The 22,390-nt window shown below is 61.8% G+C and carries 23 protein-coding genes; 11 read left to right on the top strand and 12 right to left on the bottom strand.

From position 1 onward, the window contains the following. Nucleotides 1–12 precede the first annotated feature (12 nt). Entirely contained in the window at nucleotides 13–300 is a 288-nt protein-coding gene (ppnP, locus tag IFT47_RS21610) for a pyrimidine/purine nucleoside phosphorylase (protein WP_192174033.1), read from the bottom strand. Between the two features lie 90 nt (nucleotides 301–390). Then, nucleotides 391–933 carry an exonuclease domain-containing protein gene (locus IFT47_RS21605; RefSeq protein ID WP_192174032.1) on the bottom strand — a complete coding sequence of 181 codons (543 nt, stop codon included), beginning with the start codon at nucleotides 931–933 and terminating at the stop codon, nucleotides 391–393. Nucleotides 934–1,481: 548 nt separating this feature from the next. Between IFT47_RS21605 and IFT47_RS21600 the strand changes: the two genes are divergently transcribed. Further along, entirely contained in the window at nucleotides 1,482–2,312 is an 831-nt protein-coding gene (locus tag IFT47_RS21600; protein ID WP_192174031.1) for a substrate-binding periplasmic protein, read from the top strand. Between the two features lie 116 nt (nucleotides 2,313–2,428). Here the strand turns inward: IFT47_RS21600 and IFT47_RS21595 are convergent, their stop codons facing one another. After that, a complete protein-coding gene (locus tag IFT47_RS21595; RefSeq protein WP_065986232.1) occupies nucleotides 2,429–2,596 on the bottom strand; it encodes a DUF2897 family protein in 168 nt (55 codons plus the stop codon). A 174-nt stretch (nucleotides 2,597–2,770) separates the two neighbouring features. On the opposite strand from IFT47_RS21595, the gene pyrF reads away from it, so the two are divergent. Continuing rightward, the gene (gene pyrF / locus IFT47_RS21590) at nucleotides 2,771–3,469 is read left to right on the top strand and encodes an orotidine-5'-phosphate decarboxylase (RefSeq protein ID WP_192174119.1); all 699 of its coding nucleotides are present in this window, start codon (nucleotides 2,771–2,773) and stop codon (nucleotides 3,467–3,469) included. 45 nt (nucleotides 3,470–3,514) lie between these two features. On the opposite strand, the gene IFT47_RS21585 is transcribed toward pyrF, so the two are convergent. Further along, the gene (locus IFT47_RS21585; RefSeq protein WP_192174030.1) at nucleotides 3,515–4,654 is read right to left on the bottom strand and encodes a glycerophosphodiester phosphodiesterase; all 1,140 of its coding nucleotides are present in this window, start codon (nucleotides 4,652–4,654) and stop codon (nucleotides 3,515–3,517) included. Nucleotides 4,655–5,020: 366 nt separating this feature from the next. Here IFT47_RS21585 and IFT47_RS21580 point away from each other — a divergent pair, with 366 nt between their 5' ends. From IFT47_RS21580 to IFT47_RS21565, 4 genes are all read left to right on the top strand, one after another. Then, on the top strand, nucleotides 5,021–5,953 hold the full coding sequence (locus tag IFT47_RS21580; protein ID WP_192174029.1) for a 2-hydroxyacid dehydrogenase: 933 nt from the start codon (nucleotides 5,021–5,023) through the stop codon (nucleotides 5,951–5,953). Nucleotides 5,954–6,013: 60 nt separating this feature from the next. Continuing rightward, a complete protein-coding gene (locus IFT47_RS21575; protein ID WP_192174028.1) occupies nucleotides 6,014–6,778 on the top strand; it encodes an SDR family oxidoreductase in 765 nt (254 codons plus the stop codon). Nucleotides 6,779–6,910: 132 nt separating this feature from the next. Next, nucleotides 6,911–7,600, top strand: coding sequence for a fumarylacetoacetate hydrolase family protein (locus tag IFT47_RS21570; protein WP_192174027.1), 690 nt, complete (start codon nucleotides 6,911–6,913; stop codon nucleotides 7,598–7,600). Between the two features lie 95 nt (nucleotides 7,601–7,695). Further along, the gene (locus IFT47_RS21565; RefSeq protein WP_192174026.1) at nucleotides 7,696–8,601 is read left to right on the top strand and encodes a helix-turn-helix transcriptional regulator; all 906 of its coding nucleotides are present in this window, start codon (nucleotides 7,696–7,698) and stop codon (nucleotides 8,599–8,601) included. A gap of 176 nt (nucleotides 8,602–8,777) precedes the next feature. Here IFT47_RS21565 and IFT47_RS21560 read toward each other — a convergent pair whose 3' ends face one another. Then, entirely contained in the window at nucleotides 8,778–9,656 is an 879-nt protein-coding gene (locus tag IFT47_RS21560; protein ID WP_342345386.1) for a LysR family transcriptional regulator, read from the bottom strand. 89 nt (nucleotides 9,657–9,745) lie between these two features. Here IFT47_RS21560 and IFT47_RS21555 point away from each other — a divergent pair, with 89 nt between their 5' ends. Further along, nucleotides 9,746–10,456 (top strand): CTP synthase C-terminal region-related (seleno)protein, encoded by a 711-nt coding sequence (locus tag IFT47_RS21555; protein ID WP_192174024.1) that lies wholly within the window; start codon nucleotides 9,746–9,748, stop codon nucleotides 10,454–10,456. A gap of 4 nt (nucleotides 10,457–10,460) precedes the next feature. Continuing rightward, nucleotides 10,461–10,787: an antibiotic biosynthesis monooxygenase family protein gene (locus IFT47_RS21550; RefSeq protein ID WP_192174118.1), complete on the top strand. Its 327-nt coding sequence runs from the start codon at nucleotides 10,461–10,463 to the stop codon at nucleotides 10,785–10,787. A 157-nt stretch (nucleotides 10,788–10,944) separates the two neighbouring features. On the opposite strand, the gene IFT47_RS21545 is transcribed toward IFT47_RS21550, so the two are convergent. From IFT47_RS21545 to IFT47_RS21535, 3 genes are all read right to left on the bottom strand, one after another. Then, a complete protein-coding gene (locus IFT47_RS21545; RefSeq protein ID WP_192174023.1) occupies nucleotides 10,945–12,363 on the bottom strand; it encodes a TIGR00366 family protein in 1,419 nt (472 codons plus the stop codon). A 220-nt stretch (nucleotides 12,364–12,583) separates the two neighbouring features. Then, nucleotides 12,584–13,240: a CoA transferase subunit B gene (locus tag IFT47_RS21540; RefSeq protein ID WP_192174022.1), complete on the bottom strand. Its 657-nt coding sequence runs from the start codon at nucleotides 13,238–13,240 to the stop codon at nucleotides 12,584–12,586. Between the two features lie 90 nt (nucleotides 13,241–13,330). Next, entirely contained in the window at nucleotides 13,331–14,032 is a 702-nt protein-coding gene (locus IFT47_RS21535) for a CoA transferase subunit A (protein ID WP_037013408.1), read from the bottom strand. A gap of 130 nt (nucleotides 14,033–14,162) precedes the next feature. Here IFT47_RS21535 and IFT47_RS21530 point away from each other — a divergent pair, with 130 nt between their 5' ends. The 3 genes from IFT47_RS21530 (at nucleotide 14,163) to IFT47_RS21520 (ending at nucleotide 17,469) form a co-directional block, all read left to right on the top strand. Further along, the gene (locus IFT47_RS21530; protein WP_192174021.1) at nucleotides 14,163–15,086 is read left to right on the top strand and encodes a LysR family transcriptional regulator; all 924 of its coding nucleotides are present in this window, start codon (nucleotides 14,163–14,165) and stop codon (nucleotides 15,084–15,086) included. 153 nt (nucleotides 15,087–15,239) lie between these two features. Next, a complete protein-coding gene (locus IFT47_RS21525; protein WP_192174020.1) occupies nucleotides 15,240–16,610 on the top strand; it encodes a GntT/GntP/DsdX family permease in 1,371 nt (456 codons plus the stop codon). Nucleotides 16,611–17,193: 583 nt separating this feature from the next. Beyond that, complete coding sequence (locus IFT47_RS21520; RefSeq protein WP_192174019.1) at nucleotides 17,194–17,469, top strand: hypothetical protein; 276 nt, start codon at nucleotides 17,194–17,196, stop codon at nucleotides 17,467–17,469. A 9-nt stretch (nucleotides 17,470–17,478) separates the two neighbouring features. On the opposite strand, the gene ssuE is transcribed toward IFT47_RS21520, so the two are convergent. The 4 genes from ssuE to IFT47_RS21500 form a co-directional block, all read right to left on the bottom strand. Continuing rightward, entirely contained in the window at nucleotides 17,479–18,060 is a 582-nt protein-coding gene (gene ssuE / locus IFT47_RS21515; RefSeq protein WP_192174018.1) for an NADPH-dependent FMN reductase, read from the bottom strand. 381 nt (nucleotides 18,061–18,441) lie between these two features. Continuing rightward, nucleotides 18,442–19,524: a polysaccharide biosynthesis/export family protein gene (locus IFT47_RS21510; RefSeq protein ID WP_192174017.1), complete on the bottom strand. Its 1,083-nt coding sequence runs from the start codon at nucleotides 19,522–19,524 to the stop codon at nucleotides 18,442–18,444. A gap of 166 nt (nucleotides 19,525–19,690) precedes the next feature. Beyond that, on the bottom strand, nucleotides 19,691–21,103 hold the full coding sequence (locus tag IFT47_RS21505; RefSeq protein WP_192174016.1) for an undecaprenyl-phosphate glucose phosphotransferase: 1,413 nt from the start codon (nucleotides 21,101–21,103) through the stop codon (nucleotides 19,691–19,693). A gap of 13 nt (nucleotides 21,104–21,116) precedes the next feature. Next, complete coding sequence (locus IFT47_RS21500; protein WP_192174015.1) at nucleotides 21,117–22,340, bottom strand: glycosyltransferase family 4 protein; 1,224 nt, start codon at nucleotides 22,338–22,340, stop codon at nucleotides 21,117–21,119. Nucleotides 22,341–22,390: the final 50 nt, after the last annotated feature.

Genomic DNA, 22,390 nt, shown 5'->3' with positions numbered 1-22,390 from the left:
TGAATCTGCGCATCAGTCTTTGCGGTATTCGCAGAGGTAGGCGGTTTCTTCGGTCGCTTCGACATCGAATTTGACGTTGGCCGGGATTTTGAAACTCTCACCGGCGTTGAAGGTTTCCCAGTCATTGGCGCCCGGCAGCAGCACTTTCAGGGAGCCCGAGATCACATGCATGATTTCGCGGTCGCTGGTGCCGAAGTTGTATTTTCCGGAAGCCATGACGCCGATGGTCGCGTCGCCTGCTGCTTGCTTGAAGGCGATGGATTTGACGGTACCGTCGAAATACTCGTTGACCTTGAACATGGCTGATCTCCTTGGGAAGGGCTGGAAAAGGCCGGACAGTATGCCGAACGTACAAAAGGCCGTCATCCGCTTTGAGAGATGCGTCACGCTTCAGCCGGGAATCACCAGCGGTAACAAACGTGCGGTATTGCGCGCGTCCGACAGTGCCCGGTGTTGCTGGCCGTTGAAATGCATTCCCGCCAGTTGCAGCGCAGTGTTGAGGCCGCAGGGTTTTTGCAGGTGACGGGCTTTGGCGAAGCGTTGTTTCAGGTTGATGTGGGGCAGGGTGGCAAGTTCGCTGGTGAGCTGGTGATGGCGCCAGTCCTGTTGCAGCTGCTGCCGATCGTAATCGCCCCAACTGGACCAGGCGACCAGTCGCTCGCGGTGTTGAGCAATCCAGCGTTCAAACTGTGGCCATACCGCCGGCAGCGTCAAGGCACTGTCGATAAAGCTCTGCTGGATGTGCGTCAGCTCCCGGCAGAAGGGCGTGAGCAACGGTCGGCGCACGGGCCGCACGAAGCGTTCGAAATGGTCGATTTCACGCCCGTCCTGATTGACCAGCGACGCACCGATTTCAATGATTTCCATTTCCGCCACCGGCCATCCGCCCTCTTCAGTGGTGGCCTCCAGGTCTATCACCAGCCAGTAGGGCATCTCGAACTCCTGTTTCATAACCTGCGGCAGCGCCATGGAGCGTAGCCACATCACGGCCGTCACGTCCAATTGCCCGGCGCGGATGATCCATGATTCGGACTCGCGGCAGGCGGGAAGGTTTGCAGGACCCTCTTCTTTTGTAGCGCCTGACTGGCAAATGGCCGGGACAGCCCTTGCCTGGCTGACGCGCCTCGGCATAAATTGCATGCGGACCCGCTCCTCATATAAAGCGCAGCGCGGTCGATAACGCAAAGGACAAGGACAGCTTCAGCGCTTTATGGTGGGACCGGCTTTAACCGGGAAAGCGTCGGGCGACACCCCACAAAGCGGGGTGGCACTCAGTCGGGGTTCTTCCCGGCTAAAGCCGGTCCTGCAAAGACATCGCGCGCACTCAGCCGGGATGTGGGCCAAAAGGGAAAGGGGGCAGCAAGGCGCAAGGAGGGCGAGAGTTGGAACGACAGAGGCGATTTAGCTTCCGTTTGACCGTTGTCTAATTGATCGCGAACGCATAGCTTACGTACTCCGTTTCGCCTGAGGTCCTTGTCTTGATGTCCACGCCGATGCGGATGGCTTTTAAAACCCTGCTGTTCACGACCACAACGCTGTGGGCCTGGCAGGCCGGTGCGACCCAGATCGTGCGAATTGGCGCGGCGCATTTCCCGCCGTACACGATCCGCCCCGAGCGCGGTGAAGACACCGGGCTCTTGCCGCAGATGATCAGCGCACTGAACGCGATGCAGAACGACTACCGCTTTGAAGCGGTGCCCACGTCCATCCCGCGCCGGTTTCGCGATTTCCAGCAGGCGCGCTTTGACATGGCCATTTTCGAAAACCCCGACTGGGGCTGGAAAGGCATTCCCCACGAAGATGTCGACATGGGGCTGGAAGACGCCGAGGTTTTCGTGGCGCACCGCTTGCAGGGCAGGACCCAGACGTATTTCGAGGAGTTGCACGGCAAGCGCCTTGCACTGTTCAGCGGCTATCACTATGCGTTCGCGGGTTTCGACGCCGACCCTAAATTTCTTGCCGACAATTACAACGCCACGCTGACCTATTCCCACGACAGCAACCTGCTGATGGTGCTGCGTGACCGCGCGGACATTGCACTGGTAACGCGCTCCTACCTGAGCACGTTCATGTCGAACAACCCGCAGGACGCCGATCAGTTTCTGGTGTCGGACCGCGTGGATCAGGTGTATCGGCACTACGCGTTGTTGCGCCCGGACGCACCCATCAGCGGCGAACGCTTCAGCGAACTGCTGAAGAAACTCCGAGAGAACGGGGAGATGTTCAAGATCTTTCAGCCGTTTCGCATCGCTGTGACGCCGCAGGCCACTCACCACGCGGTGGCTCAGGGCGAAGGTGCGAAGAGCGACTGACGAAGGCACCTATTACCTGCCGGGAACGCGCAGCGGGTGATAAGGCTGGTGCGATGGGGGAGCGCTGAAAACGCGCTCCCACAGCGTGCTTCAGCGGCATCGGTGGGCAGGGTAGTTCAGCGGTCTCGCGCTTCTTTTGCGTCCATCTCGGCATTGCGCTCGTGAACGCGCTTGAGCTGTTCATCGGTCAGGGGCAGTTTCTTCGCTGAATCCTTGAGCATCAGCAGACCGCCGACGATCGAGCCGATTGCAACGACCAGAATTAACCAGGCATACCAGGGCATAACGCTCTCCTTCTTGTGATAAGGCTTGGAGCAGCGGCGCTGTCCAGTGGTTCAATTGTGGAGATGCACGACGCCTGGCGCGGGTCGGGCAGGCATTTACCGATTGCCGGGTCCCGCCCTGCGGGATGTTCGGCTACAATGCGCGCCGATTTCGACTTGCCAGAGAACCCGCTCATGTCCGCCTGCCAGACCCCCATCATCGTCGCCCTGGATTTCCCGACCCGCGAAGCCGCGTTGAATCTGGCTGATCAGCTGGACCCTAAGTTGTGCCGGGTCAAAGTGGGCAAGGAGCTGTTCACCAGCTGCGCATCGGACATCGTCGAAACCCTCAACGCCAAGGGCTTCGAAGTGTTCCTGGACCTCAAATTCCATGACATTCCCAACACCACGGCGATGGCGGTGAAGGCCGCCGCTGAAATGGGCGTGTGGATGGTCAATGTGCACTGCTCCGGCGGCCTGCGCATGATGGCGGCTTGCCGTGACGTGCTGGATCAGCGCACCGGCCCCAAGCCGCTGTTGATCGGCGTGACCGTGCTGACCAGCATGGAGCGCGAGGATCTGGCCGGGATCGGTCTGGACATCGAGCCCCAGGAGCAAGTCCTGCGGTTGGCGGCGCTGGCTGAGAAAGCCGGGATGGACGGTCTGGTGTGTTCCGCGCTGGAAGCCCAGGCGCTGAAAGCGGCGCACCCGTCACTGCAACTGGTAACCCCGGGCATTCGTCCGGCCGGCAGCGCAGTGGACGATCAGCGTCGCATTCTGACGCCGCGTCAGGCGCTGGATGCGGGTTCTGATTACCTGGTCATCGGCCGCCCGATCAGCCAGGCGGTCGATCCGGCGAAAGCGTTGGCGGCGGTGGTGGCAGAGTTGGCTTGATCCGCTCTTGCAGTTGAATCGCCGGCAAATGCCGGCGGTTCTGGCTCAAAAACCGTTGCGTTTCAGGATTGAGTCCATGCTTTCCTTCGATGGTCGGCCGTAGAACTTCAGCAGTTCCGAAGCCCGGTTGGTGAAGAACCCGTCCACGCCTTGTTCGCTGATCGCCTTGAAATCCACGGCGTCATCCACGGTGTACGGGTGAACGATCATCCCGCGATCATGGGCCATCTTGTTCATCCACGGCTGCACCAGATCACTGTAGCTCTGGTCCCCGCCGTTCTTCAGCGCTGCCGACGGCCCGGTCCCCACCGCGCCGTGGGCTTTGGCCCAGTCCATCCAGGCGGCAAATTCCTCTTTCGATTTCACCTGCTGGCTGGCGTAGAAGCTGGCCTTGTCCTTGGCCCCCGAGTCCTTGAAGGTCTTGCCCGACGCCGTTTCGATGGAGCCATCACCCAGCCACAGCAGCAGGACTTTCGGCGTGTCGGGCATGCTCTTCTGCAGCAATTCCAGGCTTGGTTTTTCAAAGGTCTGCAGCACCACGCGGCCCGGCATGTGGGCGACGTTGACATAGCCTTTCTCGGCGGCAGGACGCTGGCTCAGCCAACCACGCTGATCGAGCTTCTTCTTCAAATCCTCTTCAATGCCCGGAAACTGCGCCGGCACCTTGGTTTCGATGTACAGGCCGGGTTTGTTCTTGCCGCCTTCGGCGATGTCGATGACCTCGTCCAGCGTCAGGATCTTCAGCCCGGCGTAGGTGGCGCGGGCGCGATCGGGGTAGGCCTTGTTGAACCAGGAGCCGGCGTCCAGGCGCTGGATTTCTTCCAGCGTGAAGGTGTTCAGCGGGTCCTTGGCCCGTTGCGGGTAAACCTCGGCGATGTTGGTGGTGCGCTCCAGCGTGTTGTCATGCAGGGCGATGAGCACGCCATCCCTGGTGCGCTGGATGTCCATCTCCAGGTAGTCCGCGCCCAGCTCGCGGGCCAGCGTGTAGGACGGGACCGTCTCCTCGGGCGCATTGAACGATGCACCGCGATGGGCAATGACCGCCGGCCATGGCACGCCGATCTTCGCCGCCAGCGCCCGACCCGGTTCCTTGCCGGTGTCAGTGGCCGCCAGGGCCACGGCGGATGACAACAACACACCGGCAATCGCGGCGCCGCTCAACGTTCTGGCTAATCCTTTCAACATGGTTCTGACGTTCCTTATTGTGCAAGTCCGTTCATGGCGCAGCCGTTGCCGCACCGCGTGGCACATCGTTTTGTTGTGAAAAATCAGGTGCCGCAGGGCTCAAACCTTAAACAGCAACGGGCATGGCGGGCAACCGGGGTTGTCGTTTTGGGGGAATGGCTGTCGGTTTGATGGAAATAGTTGAGGCCACAGCTGGTCCGTTGATCCGGTATTGGGTGCCTTAAAGTGTCGGCGTTCCGTGTGACGTTAATGGGTCTGCCGGGCTAATGCGCAGCGTCATAACTATGGATTTCCATGTTCGCCCCTGCCCAACCGCTCTCACTCGCGCTACTGTCAGCACCTCGAATTTCGCTTGGCGGAGGGATGATGAAAACGGTGTTGGTGCTGGTTGAAAGCGTGAACATGTATTTACCGATTCTGGAAAGCAGCGGCTTTCGCCTGATTCTGGCGCCGACGCCGGCGATGCGCGCCGAGGCGGTGGCGAATGGCGGTGAGGAGATTGATGCGGTGCTGACCCGTGGGCCGCTGGGGTTCACTGCCGAGGAAATGGCGGCGCTGCCGAACCTTGGGATCATCTGTGTGATTGGCGCGGGCTACGAGCGTGTCGACCTCGAAGCCGCCGAGGCGCGGGGCATTGTGGTGACCAATGGAGCAGGGGTGAATGCCCCGACGGTGGCGGACCACGCGATGGCCTTGCTGCTGGCGGCGGTTCGCGACATTCCCCAGGCCGACGCGTCGGTGCGCCGCAGCGAATGGCGCAAGGTCACACGGCCCTCGTTCGCCGGCAAACGCCTGGGCATTCTGGGCCTTGGTTCGGTCGGGATGGCCATCGCCAAACGCGCGCTTGGGTTTGACATGGTCATCCACTATCACAGCCGCTCACCCCGCGCGGGCGTGGATTTCAACTATTGCGCAACCCCGCTGGCGCTGGCCGAAGCGTCGGACTTTCTGGTGGTCGCGACGCCGGGCGGCGGGTCGACGCGGCACCTGATCGACAAGGCCGCCATCGATGCGTTGGGCGCGGACGGCTTCCTCGTCAACATCGCCCGGGCCAGTGTCGTCGACACCGATGCGCTGATCGACGCGCTTCAGCACGGCCGCCTGGCCGGGGCGGCGCTGGACGTATTCGATGACGAGCCCCACGTCCCCGATGCCCTGAAAGCCTTGAACAACGTGGTCCTTACGGCGCATCTGGCAGGATTGTCGCCGGAAGCATCCCGCGACACGGTGCAAATGGTCGCCGACAACCTGCTGGCGTTCTACGCGGGCAAGCCGGTGCTGACGCCTGTTCACAGCTGATACGCGGTGGGTGCGGCGATATCGACCGCAGTACGCTCTCTGACAAAAAAGGAATCGCCCATGTCTTCATCTTCTGTATTGAAAGTCGCTCTGGTCACAGGCGCCGGCAGCGGTATTGGTCGCCCCGTGGCGCTGCAACTGCTGGCTGACGGCTTTGCCGTGGTGCTGGCCGGACGTCGGCCCGAGCCGTTGCAGGCGCTGGTCGATCAGGCCGAGGCTGCCGGGCAGCAGGCGCTGGCGGTGCCGACGGATGTGCGCGATCCGGCCAGCGTCGAAGCGTTGTTCGCGACCATTGAACGCACATTCGGTCGACTGGACGTTTCGTTCAATAACGCTGGCATCGGCGCACCAGCGGTGCCGATGGATGAGCTGTCGGTGGAGCAGTGGAAGAACGTCATCGACACCAACGTCACCGGGATGTTTTTGTGTGTGCGCGCCGCCTTCGGCCTGATGCGCCGCCAGGTGCCTCAGGGCGGACGAATCATCAACAACGGCTCGATTTCGGCGCACACGCCACGGCTGTTCAGCTCGCCTTATACATCGAGCAAGCATGCGGTATTGGGCCTGACCAAAAGTACTGCACTGGACGGTCGGCAGTTCAATATTGCCTGCGGTCAGATCGACATCGGCAATGCCCTCACCGAAATGACCGATCGCATGACCAAAGGCGTTTTGCAGCCCAACGGTGAGCTGCAGGTCGAGCCAACCATGAACGTGCAGCACGTCGCCGAAGCGGTGAGTTACATGGCCGGGCTGCCGTTGTCGGCCAACGTGCTGAACATGACCGTCATGGCCAGTGGTATGCCGTTTGTGGGGCGTGGCTGATCTGTCGGCTCGGCTCGGCTCGTTGCGTTGCGTTGTTTTGTCCAAAACCAGATGGGATCTGTCCAACCCGGCTGAGCGATCAACCGCCACACTCAACCCCATGCCGAGCCACCTTTAATCAAGGACACTGCCATGACCGAGTTCGTTATCGCCCCCGTTGTCACACCGTCCCTGGCCGTCGCCGGGACGTCCAGCCGTTTTCCGATTCGTCGGGTGTTCTGCGTCGGCCGCAATTACTCCGATCACGCCCGGGAAATGGGCCACGACCCCGACCGCGAGCCGCCTTTCTTCTTCATGAAGCCCGCTGACGCCGTGGTGCCCGCTGAAGGCCAGATTGCTTACCCGCCGCTCACCGAGGACCTGCATCACGAGATCGAACTGGTCGTGGCGATCGGCAAGGACGGCGTGAATATCGACCCGCAGGACGCCTTAACCCATGTCTGGGGCTACGGCGTCGGCCTGGACCTCACGCGCCGCGACTTGCAGGCCCAGGCCAAGAAAATGGGCCGGCCGTGGGAGTGGGCTAAAGCGTTCGACGCCTCCGCGCCCGCCACGCCGCTGCGCCCGGTCAGCGAGATCGGCCATCCGGAAGCCGGCGCGATCTGGCTGGACGTCAATGGCGAGCGCCGTCAGCGTGGCGATCTGTCTGATCAGATCTGGGCGGTCAGGGACGTGATCGCCTACCTGTCGCAGTCGGTCGGAGTCAAGGCGGGCGACCTGATCTACACCGGCACGCCGGCCGGGGTAGGCGCTTTGCAGCGCGGTGATGTGGTCACCGCCGGGATCGAAGGCATTGCCGAGCTGAATGTGACAATCGGCTGATCCCACGTTACGCCCGCCTGAGAATCCTTTGGTTCGGCTGCCGCCGTTGCCCTACCATGGGGCAGTCCGAACCCGCGATTTCAGGTGTTTCAGCGATGGCCCATCCCTCCCGCATCCAGACCTATGGCATGCAGCAGCGCAGCGACCGCATGGATTTCTACATCCGTGACAAGTCCGCCCGACCCGCGCTGACGGCGCCCCATCGTCATGACTATTTCCAGATTCAGATCAACCTCGGCGGCGACACCGTGCAGCACATCGGTGGCGCGGTCAGGCCGTTTCCGCGCAACACCCTGGCGTTCATCCTGCCCCATCGCCTGCACGTGATTCCGCACCCGGAAGACGGCAACTTTGTCGTCATCAACTTTTCTCAGGAATTTCTCCTGCAGCATCTGCAGTGCGATCCGATGGACCTTGAAGACGTGCCCGTCGCCGAGGCGCCTGAGCTGGCGCCGTTCCGGTTTCAGGAACATCTGGATTTCACCCTTGGTGACGCCGACTTCGCCGAGGTGACCGCACTGCTGGTGCAGATGCGCGACATGGATCGCGGCAGGCAGTTGGGCTCCAGCGCCATTCTGCGGGGCTGCCTGCTGCAACTGATCGGCACGGTGTGCAATCGCTATGAAGCGCAGTTGCTGGCGCTGTCGGCGAACAAGGCCGAGCGGCGGGGACGGCGCGATGCGATGAGTCGGGTGATCGCCTATATTCGCGCGCACATTGCCGATCCTGCCATGACCCTCACCGATGCCGCGGCGGCGGCCTTTCTGTCGCCCAATTACCTGACCCACCTGCTGCGCAAAGAAACCGGCAACAGCTTTTCCGAGCTGGTCCTGGAGCGGCGCATGCGGCTGGCGCGCACGCATTTGATGAACAGCAGCAAACCCCTGAGCCACATCGCCGAGATCTGCGGGTTTACCGACGAAGCGTATTTTTCACGGCGCTTTCGCAAAGCCCACGGCATGCCGCCGGGCCAGTTTCGCCGGGAGCGGCGGGGTGGTTGAGCGGGGTTGAACGGGTTGGTTCTGCCCCACATCTATCTTCAGCGAACGCGGCCCTTGTGGGAGTGAGCTTGCTCGCGAAGGCTGCCTTCCATCCGCGAGTGATCTAGCGGATGTACCGGCCCCTTCGTGAGCAAGCTCACTCCCACAGGTTTTGTATCGAAGGGGCGAGACGCTTTTTACAGCTCAATCGCCCTGGTCAGCTCGCTGAACAACGCCGACACCGAGCGCAGCGCCCGGCAATCTGGCCTAGTCAGCAGCCACAGCCCGGTGTCATGCCCGTCGATTGCCTCGCTTAACGGCTGAACCTCGCTGTCCCGAACCATGAAATCCGGCAGCGCTGCTACGCCCATGCCTGCGCGCACCAGTTGGGCGACGGCAAGCATGGAGCTGCAGCGGTAAGCGAGGTTAACGCCGGGCAGATGCTGCCGGCGCCACATCACGGTGGGGTGGTCGGGGAGGAAATCGTCGGGGGCGATCCAGTCCATGTCGTCGAGGGCCCGATCACCGCAGCGTCGCGCGTAGGCCTCGCTCGAACAGACCCGATATCCGACCGTGCCCAGGCGAGTGCCGACCAGATGCTCGGGCGGCGTGTTGGTCAGACGCAGGGCAATGTCGGCGTCGCGGCGGCTCAGGTTGGCAAAGGTGCTGGACGTGTTCAGTTCCAGGCGCAGGCCCGGGTAGTCCGGCATGAAGCGGCTCAAGGCGGGAAGCAACAGGCTTTGCAGGACGGCTTCGGTGCAGGTCAGGCGCACAGTGCCGCTGACGACTTGCCGGCCCTGCTCGAGACTCAACTGCGCGAGGGCCAGCGCGTTTTCGGCACTCTCCGCCTGTTGGGCGAGCGCCAGTGCTGCGCTGGTCGGTACGTAGCCGGCGCGGCTCTTGTCGAAGAGCGTTGTGCCCACCGACTTTTCCATCCGCCGCACCGCGCGGAACACCGTCGAGACATCGACCTTCAGCAGATCGGCGGCCTTGGCCAGCGTCCTCCCCCGCACCAGCGCGAGGATGAGGGTGAGGTCGGCATGGTTGATTCGATAGTGCGCAGCTGCATTGATCACTTGCCCGGACGCCCATTCTGATTGCAGGGCCACAAGCTTATAGTCGCCTCCGGACCCCACGCAAAGCGTTTTGATATCAGGGAGCACACATGACTCAGCGGCAGAAAATCCGGATTGCATTGGTAGGTGACTACGACCCAAGCGTGCCGGCACATCAGGCCATACCCGTGGCGCTGGACAGGGTGGCGAACGAAACGGGGCTTAGCGTGCAGGCCACATGGGTGCCGACGACGGATGTTCGGCACGGCGTGAGCTTGCAGGCGTTCGAGGGCATCTGGTGCGTGCCGGCCAGCCCTTATCGCGACATGGACGGCGCGCTGACGGCGATTCGCTTCGCCCGGGAGCGGCAGGTTCCTTTTCTCGGGACGTGCGGCGGCTTTCAGCATGCGTTGCTGGAGTACGCGCGCAATCACCTGGGCTGGGCTGATGCCGAACACGCCGAGACCGCGCCGAAATCGGAGAACGCCATCATCACGCCCTTGAGTTGCTCGCTGGTCGAGGCCTTCGCGCCGATTCGCCTGCGCCCGGGTTCGCGAATTGCCGCCGCGTACGGCGCACTGGAAACCCACGAGCGCTACCGCTGCCGCTACGGTTTGCGCAAGGAACTGGAGGCCGACGTGTTTGCCGGTCCGCTGAAAGTATCCGGCTATGACGAAGACGACGAGGTGCGCGCGATGGAACTCGACGGTCATCCGTTCTTCGTCGCGGCGTTGTTTCAACCGGAACGCGCCGCGCTGGAGGGCAGCACCCCGCCGCTGGTGAAGGCGTTTGTGCTGGCCTGCGCGGCGGAGTTGATTTGACATGATGATGGCAAACACCTTTGGCGTGCCGTATTACGCAGTGATCTTCACTTCAATCCGCACTGAGCTCGACGCTCAGGAATATGACGACGCCGCCCGGCGGATGCTTGAACTCGTTCGTCAGCAGCCGGGGTTCCTCGGCGTGGAATCGGCACGCACCGACGATGGGCTGGGGATCACCGTGTCTTACTGGGCGAACGAAGCAGCGATCCTGGCCTGGAAGGAACATCCGCAACACCGGGAAATCCGCGAGCGTGGCCGTTCGACCTGGTATCGGCGATGCACGACCCGGGTTTCCAGAGTCGAGCGCGAATACAGCTTTGCAAAGTAACCGCGTACACGCCGTGGGATTGGCGGTGACCTCGACTGTAGGACCGGCTTCAGCCGGGAAGGGGCCGGTGTTGGCGCCATCAGTCTCGTGGTGTGACCGTTGACGCCTTCCCGGCTAAAGCCGGTCCTACATTCACCCGCCGGCGTTATTCACTCAATCAAGGCATGACCGGCGGGATGTACGCCAGCGTCGTGCCGAGCACCCACAACAGGAACAACACCAGCGGCGTATGCACCAGCAACTGCACGAACGAGAAGCCGATCAAATCCCGTGCCTTCAGGCCGAGCACGCCCAGCAGCGGCAGCATGTAAAACGGGTTGATCAGGTTCGGCAGGGCTTCGGCGGCGTTGTAGATCTGTACCGCCCAGCCGAGGTGGTATTTGAGATCGTTGGCGACCTGCATCACGTACGGCGCTTCGATGATCCACTTGCCGCCGCCGGACGGAATGAAGAACCCGAGAATCGCCGAGTACACGCCCATCAGCAGCGCATAGGTGTCGTGGGACGCGATGCTGGTGAAGAACGTCGAGATGTGGTGCGCGACGGTTTGCGCGTCACCGCCCTTGACCGTGGTCAGCAGCGCGGCGATCGAGCCGTACAACGGAAACTGAATCAGCACGCCGGTAGTGGTCGGCACTGCGCGAGCCACGGCATCGAGAAAGCTGCGCGGGCGCCAGTGCAGCAGCGCACCGACCATAATGAACAGGAAGTTGTAGGTGTTCAGGCCGGAGATCGCGGTGATCGCGGGTTTGGTGCTGAACTCGTTGTACAACCAGCCGGACGCCAGTGCGACCATCAGAATGATCAGCAGCGGGCTGTATTCCAGCCATTCGCCCGGGCGGGTTCGCGGCGGCAGCGGTGGCAGGCTAAAGCTCGGGTCAATCCCGCATTCCTTGGCATCGCGGGCATTGGCCGGGCCGGGCGCCGTGGCGTAGGCGACGATGATCGAGACCACCACCAGTGCGAACAGCATCACGCCGGACTGCCAGAGGAAGATGGTCTGGGTGAACGGAATCACCCCGGTGATCGCCAGGATCGACGGCGGCAGGCTGGCCGGGTTGGCTTGCAACTGCGCGGCGGACGACGACAGGCCCAAGGCCCACACCGCGCCCAGACCCAGATAAGCCGCGGCACCGGCGGCGCGGTAATCCATTTTCAGATCGGTACGCCGGGCGAGGGCCCGCACCAGCAAACCGCCGAAGACCAGCGACAGTCCCCAGTTGAGCAAGGAGGCCACCATGCTGATCAGCGCGACCCAGGCCACGGCCGAGCGGCCGTTTTTCGGGATGCGCGCCAGGCGGTCGATCAGTTTGACCGCCGGTGGCGAACTGGCGACGACGTAGCCGCCGATGACCACGAAGGCCATTTGCATCGTGAAGGGGATCAGGCTCCAGAAACCGTCACCGAAGGCTTTGGCGGTGTCCGCGGGTTTGGCGCCGATGACCAGCGTGGCAAGTGTGACGATGACCACGGCCAGGGCGGCGAACACCCACGAGTCCGGGAACCAGCGTTCCGCCCATTTGGCGCAACGCAGGGCAAAGCGGGCGGAGCGGCTTTCTTCGATGTCGGCGGCCACGTTTATTACCTCTTGGAGTTATTGTTCAGGTTTTTTGGACGGCAGTTTCAAGTGTTGGCGGTGACGCGAAAAAAGCACCGGTTCAGATACAGCAAAGCCCCTTCATCGCTGAAGGGGCAGGGCGGTCTGACCAAAGGTGCGGGTGTGTCGAATGCTTATGCTGCGGCGAAAACGTGGGGCATGACGCGGATCCTGCAGAACCGCGCCATTGCCGGGTCCATCAGAACGTCATTTCGACCACGTCATCCGGCACGATCAATTTGCCGGCGGTCTTGGCGATGATTTCATCGACGGTCACGCCCGGTGCGGTTTCGCGCAGCACGAAGGCGCCGTTTTCGATCTCCAGGTAAGCAAGGTCGGTCAGCACTTTCTTGATGCAGCCGGCGCCGGTCAGCGGCAGGCTGCAGCGTGAGAGCAACTTGGATTCGCCGTCCTTGGACGCGTGGGTCATGGTGACGATGATGTTGTCGGCGCCGGCCACCAGATCCATCGCGCCGCCCATGCCCTTGACCAGCTTGCCGGGGATCATCCACGAGGCGATGTTGCCTTCGACGTCCACTTCGAACGCGCCCAGCACGGTCAGGTCGACATGGCCGCCACGGATCATGGCGAAGGACTCGGCCGAGGAGAAAATTGACGCGCCCTTGCGCGCCGTCACGGTCTGTTTGCCGGCGTTGATCATGTCGGCGTCGATGGTTTCTTCGGTGGGAAAGGCGCCCATGCCGAGCAGGCCGTTTTCCGATTGCAGCATTACGTCGATGCCGTCCGGGACGTAGTTGGCGACCAGGGTCGGAATGCCGATGCCCAGGTTTACGTAGAAGCCGTCTTGCAGTTCGCGCGCAACGCGCTGTGCCATTTGTTCGCGGGAGAGTGCCATGGTCTTGGGTCTCTTTTATTCTGTCCGGCCTGTGGGAAGCCCCAGCGCCGGAAATACAAAGGGGAAATCGGTTCGAGGACGACGCTGATGTCAGGCTTTTCTGACGGTTCGCTGCTCGATGCGCTTCTCGAACGTGCCCAGGATCACGCGATCGACATAGATGCCGGGGGTGTGGATTTCGGTGGGCAACAGCACGCCGGGCTCGACGATTTCTTCGACCTCCACCACGGTGATCTTGCCGGCCGTGGCCACCACCGGATTGAAGTTCTGCGCGGTGTGACGGTAGACCACGTTGCCGAAGTGGTCGGCCTTCCACCCTTTGACGATGGCGAAGTCGCCGGTGATGGCTTCTTCGAGAATCACGTTGCGGCCGTTGAACTGGCGGGTTTCCTTGCCTTCCGCAACGGGGGTGCCGTAACCGGTGGCGGTATAGAACGCGGGAATGCCCGCGCCGCCAGCGCGCATTTTTTCGGCCAGGGTGCCCTGGGGGGTGAGTTCGACCTCCAGCTCGCCGCTGAGCAACTGGCGCTCGAACAGGGCGTTTTCACCGACGTAGGACGCGACCATTTTGCGGATCTGCCGGTCCTCAAGGAGGATGCCCAGGCCAAAGCCGTCAACGCCGCAGTTGTTGGAAACCACTGTCAGGCCCTTCACGCCCATGCGTTTGATTTCAGCGATGAGGTTTTCAGGGATGCCGCACAGTCCGAAGCCGCCCGACAGCACGGTCATGTTGTCGGTCAGCCCGGCAAGGGCTTCAGCGTAGGTTGCCACGCGTTTGTCGAGTCCAGCCATGGTGAGATCCCGCCTTATTTGTAGTTGTGTCCGACAATCTAAGCATCGGAGAGCGTTGGCCGCATCTTCTCTCGCATGCACTGATTTGTTAATTTTGTTTTTTTGATCGATTGATAAGTATTCCAAATATATGAATGTGAAGCAGCTTCGGGCGTTTCTGGCAGTGGCGCAGTGCTTGAGTTTCGCTCAGGCCGGAGAACGACTGCATCTATCGCAACCGGCGTTGAGCCTGACCATCAAGGCGTTGGAGGAAGACCTCGGCGGGCAATTGCTGACCCGCACCACGCGCAACGTCAGCCTGACGCCCGAGGGCGAGGCCTTGCTGCCGCTGGCCCGGCAGTTGCTCGCCGACTGGGACAATACCGAAGAGCTGCTGCGCCAGCGTTTCACCCTGCAAATGGGCAAAGTCTCGGTGGCGGCAATGCCGTCCTACGCAGGCAATCTGCTGCCGATCGCGCTGAAGGTGTTTCGCGAGCGCTACCCACGGGTGAACGTGGCGGTGCACGACGTGATCAACGAGCAGGTGGTGGAAATGGTCGGGCATCGGCGCGTGGAGCTGGGCATTGGTTTCGAACCTGAATCTGGCACCCACCTGATTTTTACGCCGTTCTACATGGATCGCTTCGTCGCCGTGGTGCCGAAGGATTCGCCATTGGCCGCGCGCAGCGAGGTGAGTTGGGACGAGTTGCTGCGTCACGACTTCATCACCCTGCAGCGCCCGTCCGCCGTGCGCTTGTTGCTGGAGCAGGACCTGCAGAGCCAGCACGGCAAACTGTCGGTGGCGTTTGAAAGCCATCAGCTGTCGACGGTGGGCCGCATGGTCGCCAACGGCCTGGGCGTCAGCGCGGTGCCGTCCCTGTGCATCGCGCAGATGGAAGAACTCGGTGCCCGCTGCATTGCCCTCGAAGGCCCGCGCATCGAGCGTCGCATCGGTCTGATGACCCAGGCGGACCACCAATTGTCAGCCGCCGCCCAGGGGTTGCGCGAGGTGCTGATCGAATGCGCACGTGACTCAAATGATGCCTTGGGGAGCAAGCGCGCTCCCACAGGGTGACATCGCGCTCCAGCTTGGAGACTGGTGGCGAAACGGCCAGATCCTGTGAAAATTTAACTGCGACGCAATGCCGCATCCGGTATGGTTCGGCCGGCTGAAACATATTGTTTCAATCCGTCCTGAAATAAAAACCGACCGATAAGGGGTTCCGCGTTGGATCTGTCATCTGCTGCCTGGGTGTTTCATGACACTCGCCTGATCATCTGCTGCCTGATCGCCATTGCCACCATCATCGTGCTGATCAGCGCGACCAAGCTCCCGCCGTTTCTGTCTATTCTGGTGGGCACATTCATCGCAGGGATAGGTGCGGGGTTGCCAGCGGAGGCAGTGGCGAAGGCGTTCAGCAAGGGCGCGGGCGGGATTCTCGGTGAGGCCGGGATCATCATTGCCCTCGGTGCCATGCTCGGTGCGCTGATGGCCGAGTCCGGCGCGGCGGATCGCATTGCCTCGACGTTGCTGGGGCTGGGCAAGGGCAAAGCCCTGCCGTGGGTCATGGCCCTGGTGGCCATGGTCATCGGCCTGCCGCTGTTCTTCGAAGTGGGTCTGGTGATGATGGTGCCGATCATCTTTGTCATGGCCCGCCAGTCGAATCAGCCGCTGCTGAAAATCGCCATTCCGGCGCTGGCCGGCATGACCACGCTGCATGCGCTGATGCCGCCGCACCCGGGGCCGCTGATCGCTGTCAGCGCCTTGCACGCCGATCTGGGCCTGACCATGTTGCTGGGTTTCTGCGTGGCGGTGCCGGCGGTGATTCTGGCCGGTCCTCTGTACGGCAACTGGCTGTCAAAGCGCATGCACATCGAGGAACCGGCAGAGCTGGGCGAGCTGTTCTCGGCCAAACCCAGCGCCTCCCGCCAACCGAGCTTCGGTATCTCGTTGTTGATCATTCTGCTCCCGGTGATCCTGATGCTCGGCAGCACCTTGGCGAAAATCGCCATGGAGCCGGAAAGCAACATCGCGCTGACGCTGAAATTCCTCGGTGAGCCGCTGGTGGCGTTGGGGATTGCGGTGCTGGCGGCGACGGTGTGTCTGGGCTGGGCCAACGGTATCTCCCGCGAGCAGGTGGGCGGCACGCTGCGTAAGAGCCTGGCGCCGATTGCCGTGTTGCTGTTGACCATCGGTGCGGGCGGCGGCCTGAAGCAAACGTTGCTGGACGCGGGCGTCAGCCAGACCATCAGCAAAGTGGCCGAAGGCGCGCACATGCCGTACCTGCTGCTGGCGTGGCTGATTGCGGTCGCGCTGCGTCAAGCCACTGGTTCAGCCACCGTCGCGACCACCACCACGGCGGGCATTCTTGCACCGATGATGGCCGGGCTGGCGCCGGTGGAAGCCTCACTGGTGGCGTTGGTGATCGGGGCGGGCTCGGTGTTCTTCTGCCACGTCAACGACGCAGGGTTCTGGATGGTCCGCGAATACTTCGGCCTGCAACTGAAGCAGACGATTTGGGTGTGGTCGGTGCTGCAGACGATTGTCTCGGTGGTCGGGCTGATCGGGACGTCGCTGTTGTGGCACTTTTTGGTCTGACCATTTCCGAGAGCCAAGGCTGAAACCCTGTGGGAGTGAGCAGCCTCACAGAATAGTATTGGCCAAGAAATTGATGGCGGTCATGCGGGCCTCTTCCCGGCTGAAGCCGGTCCTACAGTGGTTACGCGGGGTCTGTAGGACCGGCTTCAGCCGGGAAGCTTTTGATCTGCTTTTGATTTTGGTACGCAAAAAGTCCAAACACCGCCAATCGCGACTTGGGTGCAGGCTGAACGCAGGTCTCGCGCAGTGTGCCGAGCCGCATGGATGCGGCGAGAGCGCCGTCAGGACATGGATGTCCGTTCGGCGCGGGCCCACGGAGCGAGACCGGAGTGAAGGAACCCCGAGGAACGAGGGGCCAAACCGAGAGCAAGCACCCTTGGTTACTTGGGGTGCTTTTCCAAGTAACTCGCCGAAGGCGAAACCCGAGGCCGTTAGGCCGACGCACTCTACGCTTAGATAGATCGCCGAACAGCCAATTGCGCGCCAAACCCGATAGCCACTATCAAGACGACTGATTTCTGCTGGAAAGGCCCGGCGCGTAGCCTTGGCTTCATTCCAGAAACGAGCCGAATGGAGGCTCCCAATGAACCGTCTTCTTGCCCTCTCCCTGTTACTCTCCGCCTCCGTTCTCGCCGGTTGTGCCGCTGGCAATCATCCCGAACTGCGCCCTTACAGCGCTGAGGAAACCCACCAGCTGGCACTCGAAGACCTCAACCGTCGCGGCCTGTCCTACGACGAATTCCAGGCCCGCAAGGCGCAAATGATGGAACAGCCACAACTGCAACGCGCCCACGAGTTCGACAACCGTGGCGAATACAATGCCGAAGTCAGCGTTGCTTCGAAAGCACGTCAGGGTTAAGTCGAAGGCTTACAACGCCAGCTTCAAATGCCCGCCCGCTTCCTTGTGACGCGCCTGGGTCCGGTGTTGCAGGCCCAGTAAAAAGTGATCCAGACCGTCATGCAGGCGCTGGGTCAGCAGTTCATCCAGATCACCGCCCAACGCGTTCTCGCCGTAGCTGATCTGGCTGTCGATGGCGAACACCCCGTGCAGCACTTCCTGGCATTTCAGCGCCGACAGCACCGGTTTCAGCGCGTAATCCACCGCCAGCATGTGCGCAATGCTCCCACCCGTGGCGATCGGCAAGACCACTTTGCCGTGCAATGAACGCTCCGGGAGCAGGTCGAGCAGCGTCTTCAACGCCCCCGAAAACGATGCCTTGTACACCGGCGTGCCGATCAGCAAACCATCCGCCTTCGCCACTGCGTCGATGAAAGCCACCACCTGTGGGCTGTCGAATCGGGCGTAGAGCAAATCCTCGGCGGCGAAATCCTGAATGCGCACACCGTTCACTTCAACGCCACGGTCCTTGAGCCAGTGCGCGGCATGTTGCAGCACCACGCCCGAGCGCGATCGGGTGGAAGGGCTACCTGAAATCGAAACTACCAACATGTGTTGTTTCCTTGGGGTCAGTCACCCGGGGTGCTTGGCACCGTGCAGGCCGCGTTCAACGCGAAGTAATGGGCGTGAAGACCCTTTGAAGGGAGTGAAGCAGCATGTGTGCCAGCCCCCTCAATCGTCCGTTGCCCCCGTGAATCCGGCGATCAGCCTCAGCTGCAATACTGCCAGACACCCCAGACTGTTGATCCCGGCGCACGTAGTTGTTGATCCGGTGTTGCCTCAGCAACACTTGCCGCTGCCAAATTCAATCCAAAAAAAATCCCCGCAGTCGGACCACTGCGAGGATTTCTCTGTTGCTCTGTTGCTCTGTTGCTCTGTTGCTCTGCTGTCAGCTTGCAGCTCCAAACGTGCCGCTTGAAGCTGCCTGCCCCATCAATTCCTGAACATCGCACCGGTCTGGATGATGTTGTTCGAACCCAGCAACTGGCTCACGTAACGGCTCCAGCGGGTGATGTTGGCCGGGCCGACAAACACCACGTCCTGGGCCGCCAGCTCGAAGCCTTTCGCCAGTGCATAACTGGTCGGCTTCTTCGCAGCGAGGTGATAAACCGTCGCCCCGTGGGTGGCGTCCTGTGCACGAATCACATACACCGCATCGCCATCGGCTGCGTCAGGGCTCAAGCCGCCAGAGGTGCCGAGCGCTTCCAGCAAGCTCACGCTGGTGGTGCTGAACGAGATCACTTGCGGGCGCTGAACTTCGCCCAGCACGTAGATCTTGTTTTTCGAGTTGCTGTTGAGGTGCAGGTAGTCGCCGTCTTTCAGGAAGATCTTGCTGATCTGCGCGTCCTTGCGGTTCAGCGAGTCAACGTCGATCACGTAATCCTTGCCGTCGCGACGCAGGGTCAGGCCGGCGAGGTTGGCGTCGGTCAAATCAAGACCGGCCTGGCTGATGGCCTGAACCAGGCTCAGCGGAATGTTGGTGATCGCTTGCGGACCAGGGGTCTTGAACGCACCCGACAGCAGGACGCGCTGGCTGTTGTAGCGCAGCACTTTGACGTCGACTTTCACCTCGGTGTACTGCGGCGCCAGACCCATGCGCAGTTGCTCGCGGATCTGGGAAACAGTCTTGCCGGCGGCCTGAATACGACCCACGTACGGGAAGAACACGGTGCCATCGTTCAGCACTTCGCGGCTGTTGGCGTCCAGTTGTTCCTGGGAGCCCGGCGCGGTCAGTTCAGGGTGTTCGAAAACGGTCACCAGCAAGGCGTCGCCCGGACCGACGACGTATTCAGGGGTCTTGTAGTTCAGCAGTTCCGGGGGCAGCGGTTTGGCCGCGGCGTCCGCCGTTTTCTGCTGCTGCGCAAGGGTGGCAGGGGTGATGTTGATCAGCGTGACCTGGGGACCGTCGGGGTCGTTGTCGGTGACATCGCTGTAAGACATGTACTGACCGGGGGCGAATGCGCAGCCTTGCAACACCAGACTGGAAAGCAGCACGACCGCTAACGTTACTTTCATATGAATGTTCCTTCTAATCCTAATAGGTGCGTACTGGCACCGCAGTGATTTCTTTGCATCCCTTACTTACACCGAACATCGGATCACATTCGCTCATGCACCCGTGCACCTCCCGCCGAGCTTACTAGCCCTTGGCCATGTTTGTTGTTTTTGGCAGATTTTCTTTTTAGAAGGCGTTCTTGTTGACGAAGCCTTTGAAGAGCGTCAGCAGGATGATTTTCAGGTCCAGCCAGACCGACCAGTGCTCGATGTACTGCAGGTCGAATTCAACGCGTTTCTGCATCTTGTCCAGCGTGTCGGTCTCGCCGCGCCAGCCGTTGATCTGGGCCCAGCCGGTGATGCCCGGCTTGACCTTGTGCCGCAGCATGTAACCCGACACCTGCTTGCGGTATTGCTCGTTGTGCGCCACGGCGTGGGGGCGCGGGCCGACGACGGACATCTCGCCGCGCAGCACATTGAAGAACTGCGGCAGTTCGTCCAGCGAGGTACGGCGCAGGAACGCGCCCAGCGGCGTAATGCGGCTGTCGTTGCGCGTGGCCTGGGTCACCACCGAGCCGTTTTCCTGCACGCTCATGCTGCGGAATTTCCAGACCATGATCGGCCGCCCGTCCAGGCCGTAACGGCGTTGACGGAACAGCACCGGGCCGGGGGAGGTGAGCTTGATCGCCAGGGCGATGAGCATCAGCGGCAGGGCGATCATGGTCAGGATGATGCTCGACAGCACGATGTCTTCCAGACGCTTGACCACGCTCCAGGCGCCATCCATGGGCGAATCGAAAATGCTGATGCTCGGCAGGCCGTTGATGCTTTCGCTGCGGGCATGCAGCAACTCGAACATGAACACATCCGGGATCACATAGACCGACGCGGTGGTGTCGCTCAAGCCTTTGATCAGTTCCTGCAAACGCGCCTGTGCGCCCAGTTCAAGGGTGATGTGCACCTTGTCGATCTTGCCGTCGCGGGCGTCCTGGATCAGTTGATCCAGATCGCCCAGCACCGGAATGCGTCGGCCGATGCGCGCCAGGTCAATCTGCTGCGGCGCTTCGTCATAGAAGCCCAGCAGGTTCAGGCCCATCCACGGCGCGCGTTCGATGGACATCGCCAGGCGTTCGCCGCAATGGCCGGTGCCGACGATCGCCACGCGCCGGGTGTTGAAACCCTGGGCGCGCAACGCGTGCAGCACGCTGCGAATCGCCAGACGATAACCACACAGCGCCACCAGCACGGCGGCAAACCAGGCCATCTGGCTGTCGTCCGCCAGATCGTCGGGCTGCAACAGCAGGTAATCGACGAACAGCAGCAGCACGAAGGCCAGGCCCCAGTAATTGGCGACCTTCAGCAGCTCGCGCAAAATGCGCTCGCCACGCCACGAGCCGTACAACTGGTTGTATTCGGCCAGCCAGTGAAAAGCCACCGCCGCCAGCAGAATCTGCATCCAGGCTTCGGAGCTCATTGGCGTGCCGGTGAGCAGGTTGACGCCGTAACCGCCGACCGCGATGACCGCCAGATCGAGCAGCCGGTGAGCGACGGACAGCGACGATGAATGGGCATGCAGGATGCCCCTTAATGGAGTGCGCATAGGCTGGGCTCGCTCAGACGGATTTGATCGGAACAACGCGGGCGGAGAGGTCGCTGCTGACCAGCGTCGGCGCGATCTGCATCGGCCGGATGTGCGCAGGCTGGCGGCTTTGACGCGCAGCACTCAGGCGGGTCTCGACGAACTGGCGCATTTCCAGTTCGAAGCGGGCTTCGCTGAAGCGCTCGGCGTTAGTCCGACAGGCTTGCGCGGTGATGCGTGAACCGTTGATCTCGAACGTCTCGATGGCAGCCATCAGCGACGCCACACTCTGCTCCGGGTAGAGCACGCCGGTCGGCTGCGGATGATCCAGGCCGCAGACCGTTTCCACCACGCCACCCTTGGCGAATGCGATGACCGGCGTGCCGCAGGCCTGGGCCTCCACCGGGCTGATGCCGAAATCTTCCTCGGCAGCAAACACGAACGCCTTGGCGTTGCTCATGTGTTCCTGCAACACCGCGAACGGCTGATAGCCCAGCAGCGTGACGTTTGGCGCGTTGGCCGCAGCGGCCTTGGCCTTGTCCATTTCCGGACCGTCGCCGATCACCACCAGACGCTTGTTCGGCATCGCCGCGAAGGCTTCGATGATCATCGGCATGCGCTTGTACGGGACCATGCGCGAGGCGGTGAAGTAGTAATCCTGCTTCTGTTCCTGCAGCGCGAAACCGAGGGTGTCCACCGGCGGATAGATCACCGTGGATTCGCGACGGTAGGCCTTGGTGATGCGCGCGCCGATGAAGTGCGAGTTGGCGATGAAGTCGTCGACGCCCGCGGCCGTGCGCTGATCCCACATGCGCATGTAATGCAGGATCATCCGCGCCACTTTGCCTTTCAGGCCGGTGCTCAGGTTCGCCTCTTTGAGGTACTGATGCTGCAGGTCCCAGGCGTAACGGATCGGCGAATGCACGTAGCTGACGTGCAACTGGTCCGGCCCGCACAGGACGCCTTTGGCCACGGCGTGGCTGCTGCTGATGATCAGGTCGTAACCGGACAGGTCCAGTTGCTCGATGGCCATCGGCATCAGCGGCAGGTAGCGCTGGTATTTGGTTTTGGCCTTGGGCAGGCGCTGGATGAACGTGGTCTTCGCGACCTTGCCGCCCAGTCGGGCGCGGTCCTCGTCGCTGAGGAAATCGATGACGGAGAACAGATCCGCCTCGGGCCAGATGTTGATCAGCGATGCCAAAACCCTTTCGGCACCGGCGTATGTCACCAACCAGTCGTGGACGATTGCAATTTTCATTGGAATTCTCTGCATTAACGGCTGAGGGACGCCCGGCACGTCGAGCCAGG

This window comes from Pseudomonas sp. CFBP 13711, from assembly GCF_014842265.1.
Taxonomy (GTDB): Bacteria; Pseudomonadota; Gammaproteobacteria; order Pseudomonadales; family Pseudomonadaceae; genus Aquipseudomonas.
Note: the sequence above shows the minus strand (reverse complement) of the source record. Positions and strands in the feature narration are given on the sequence as shown.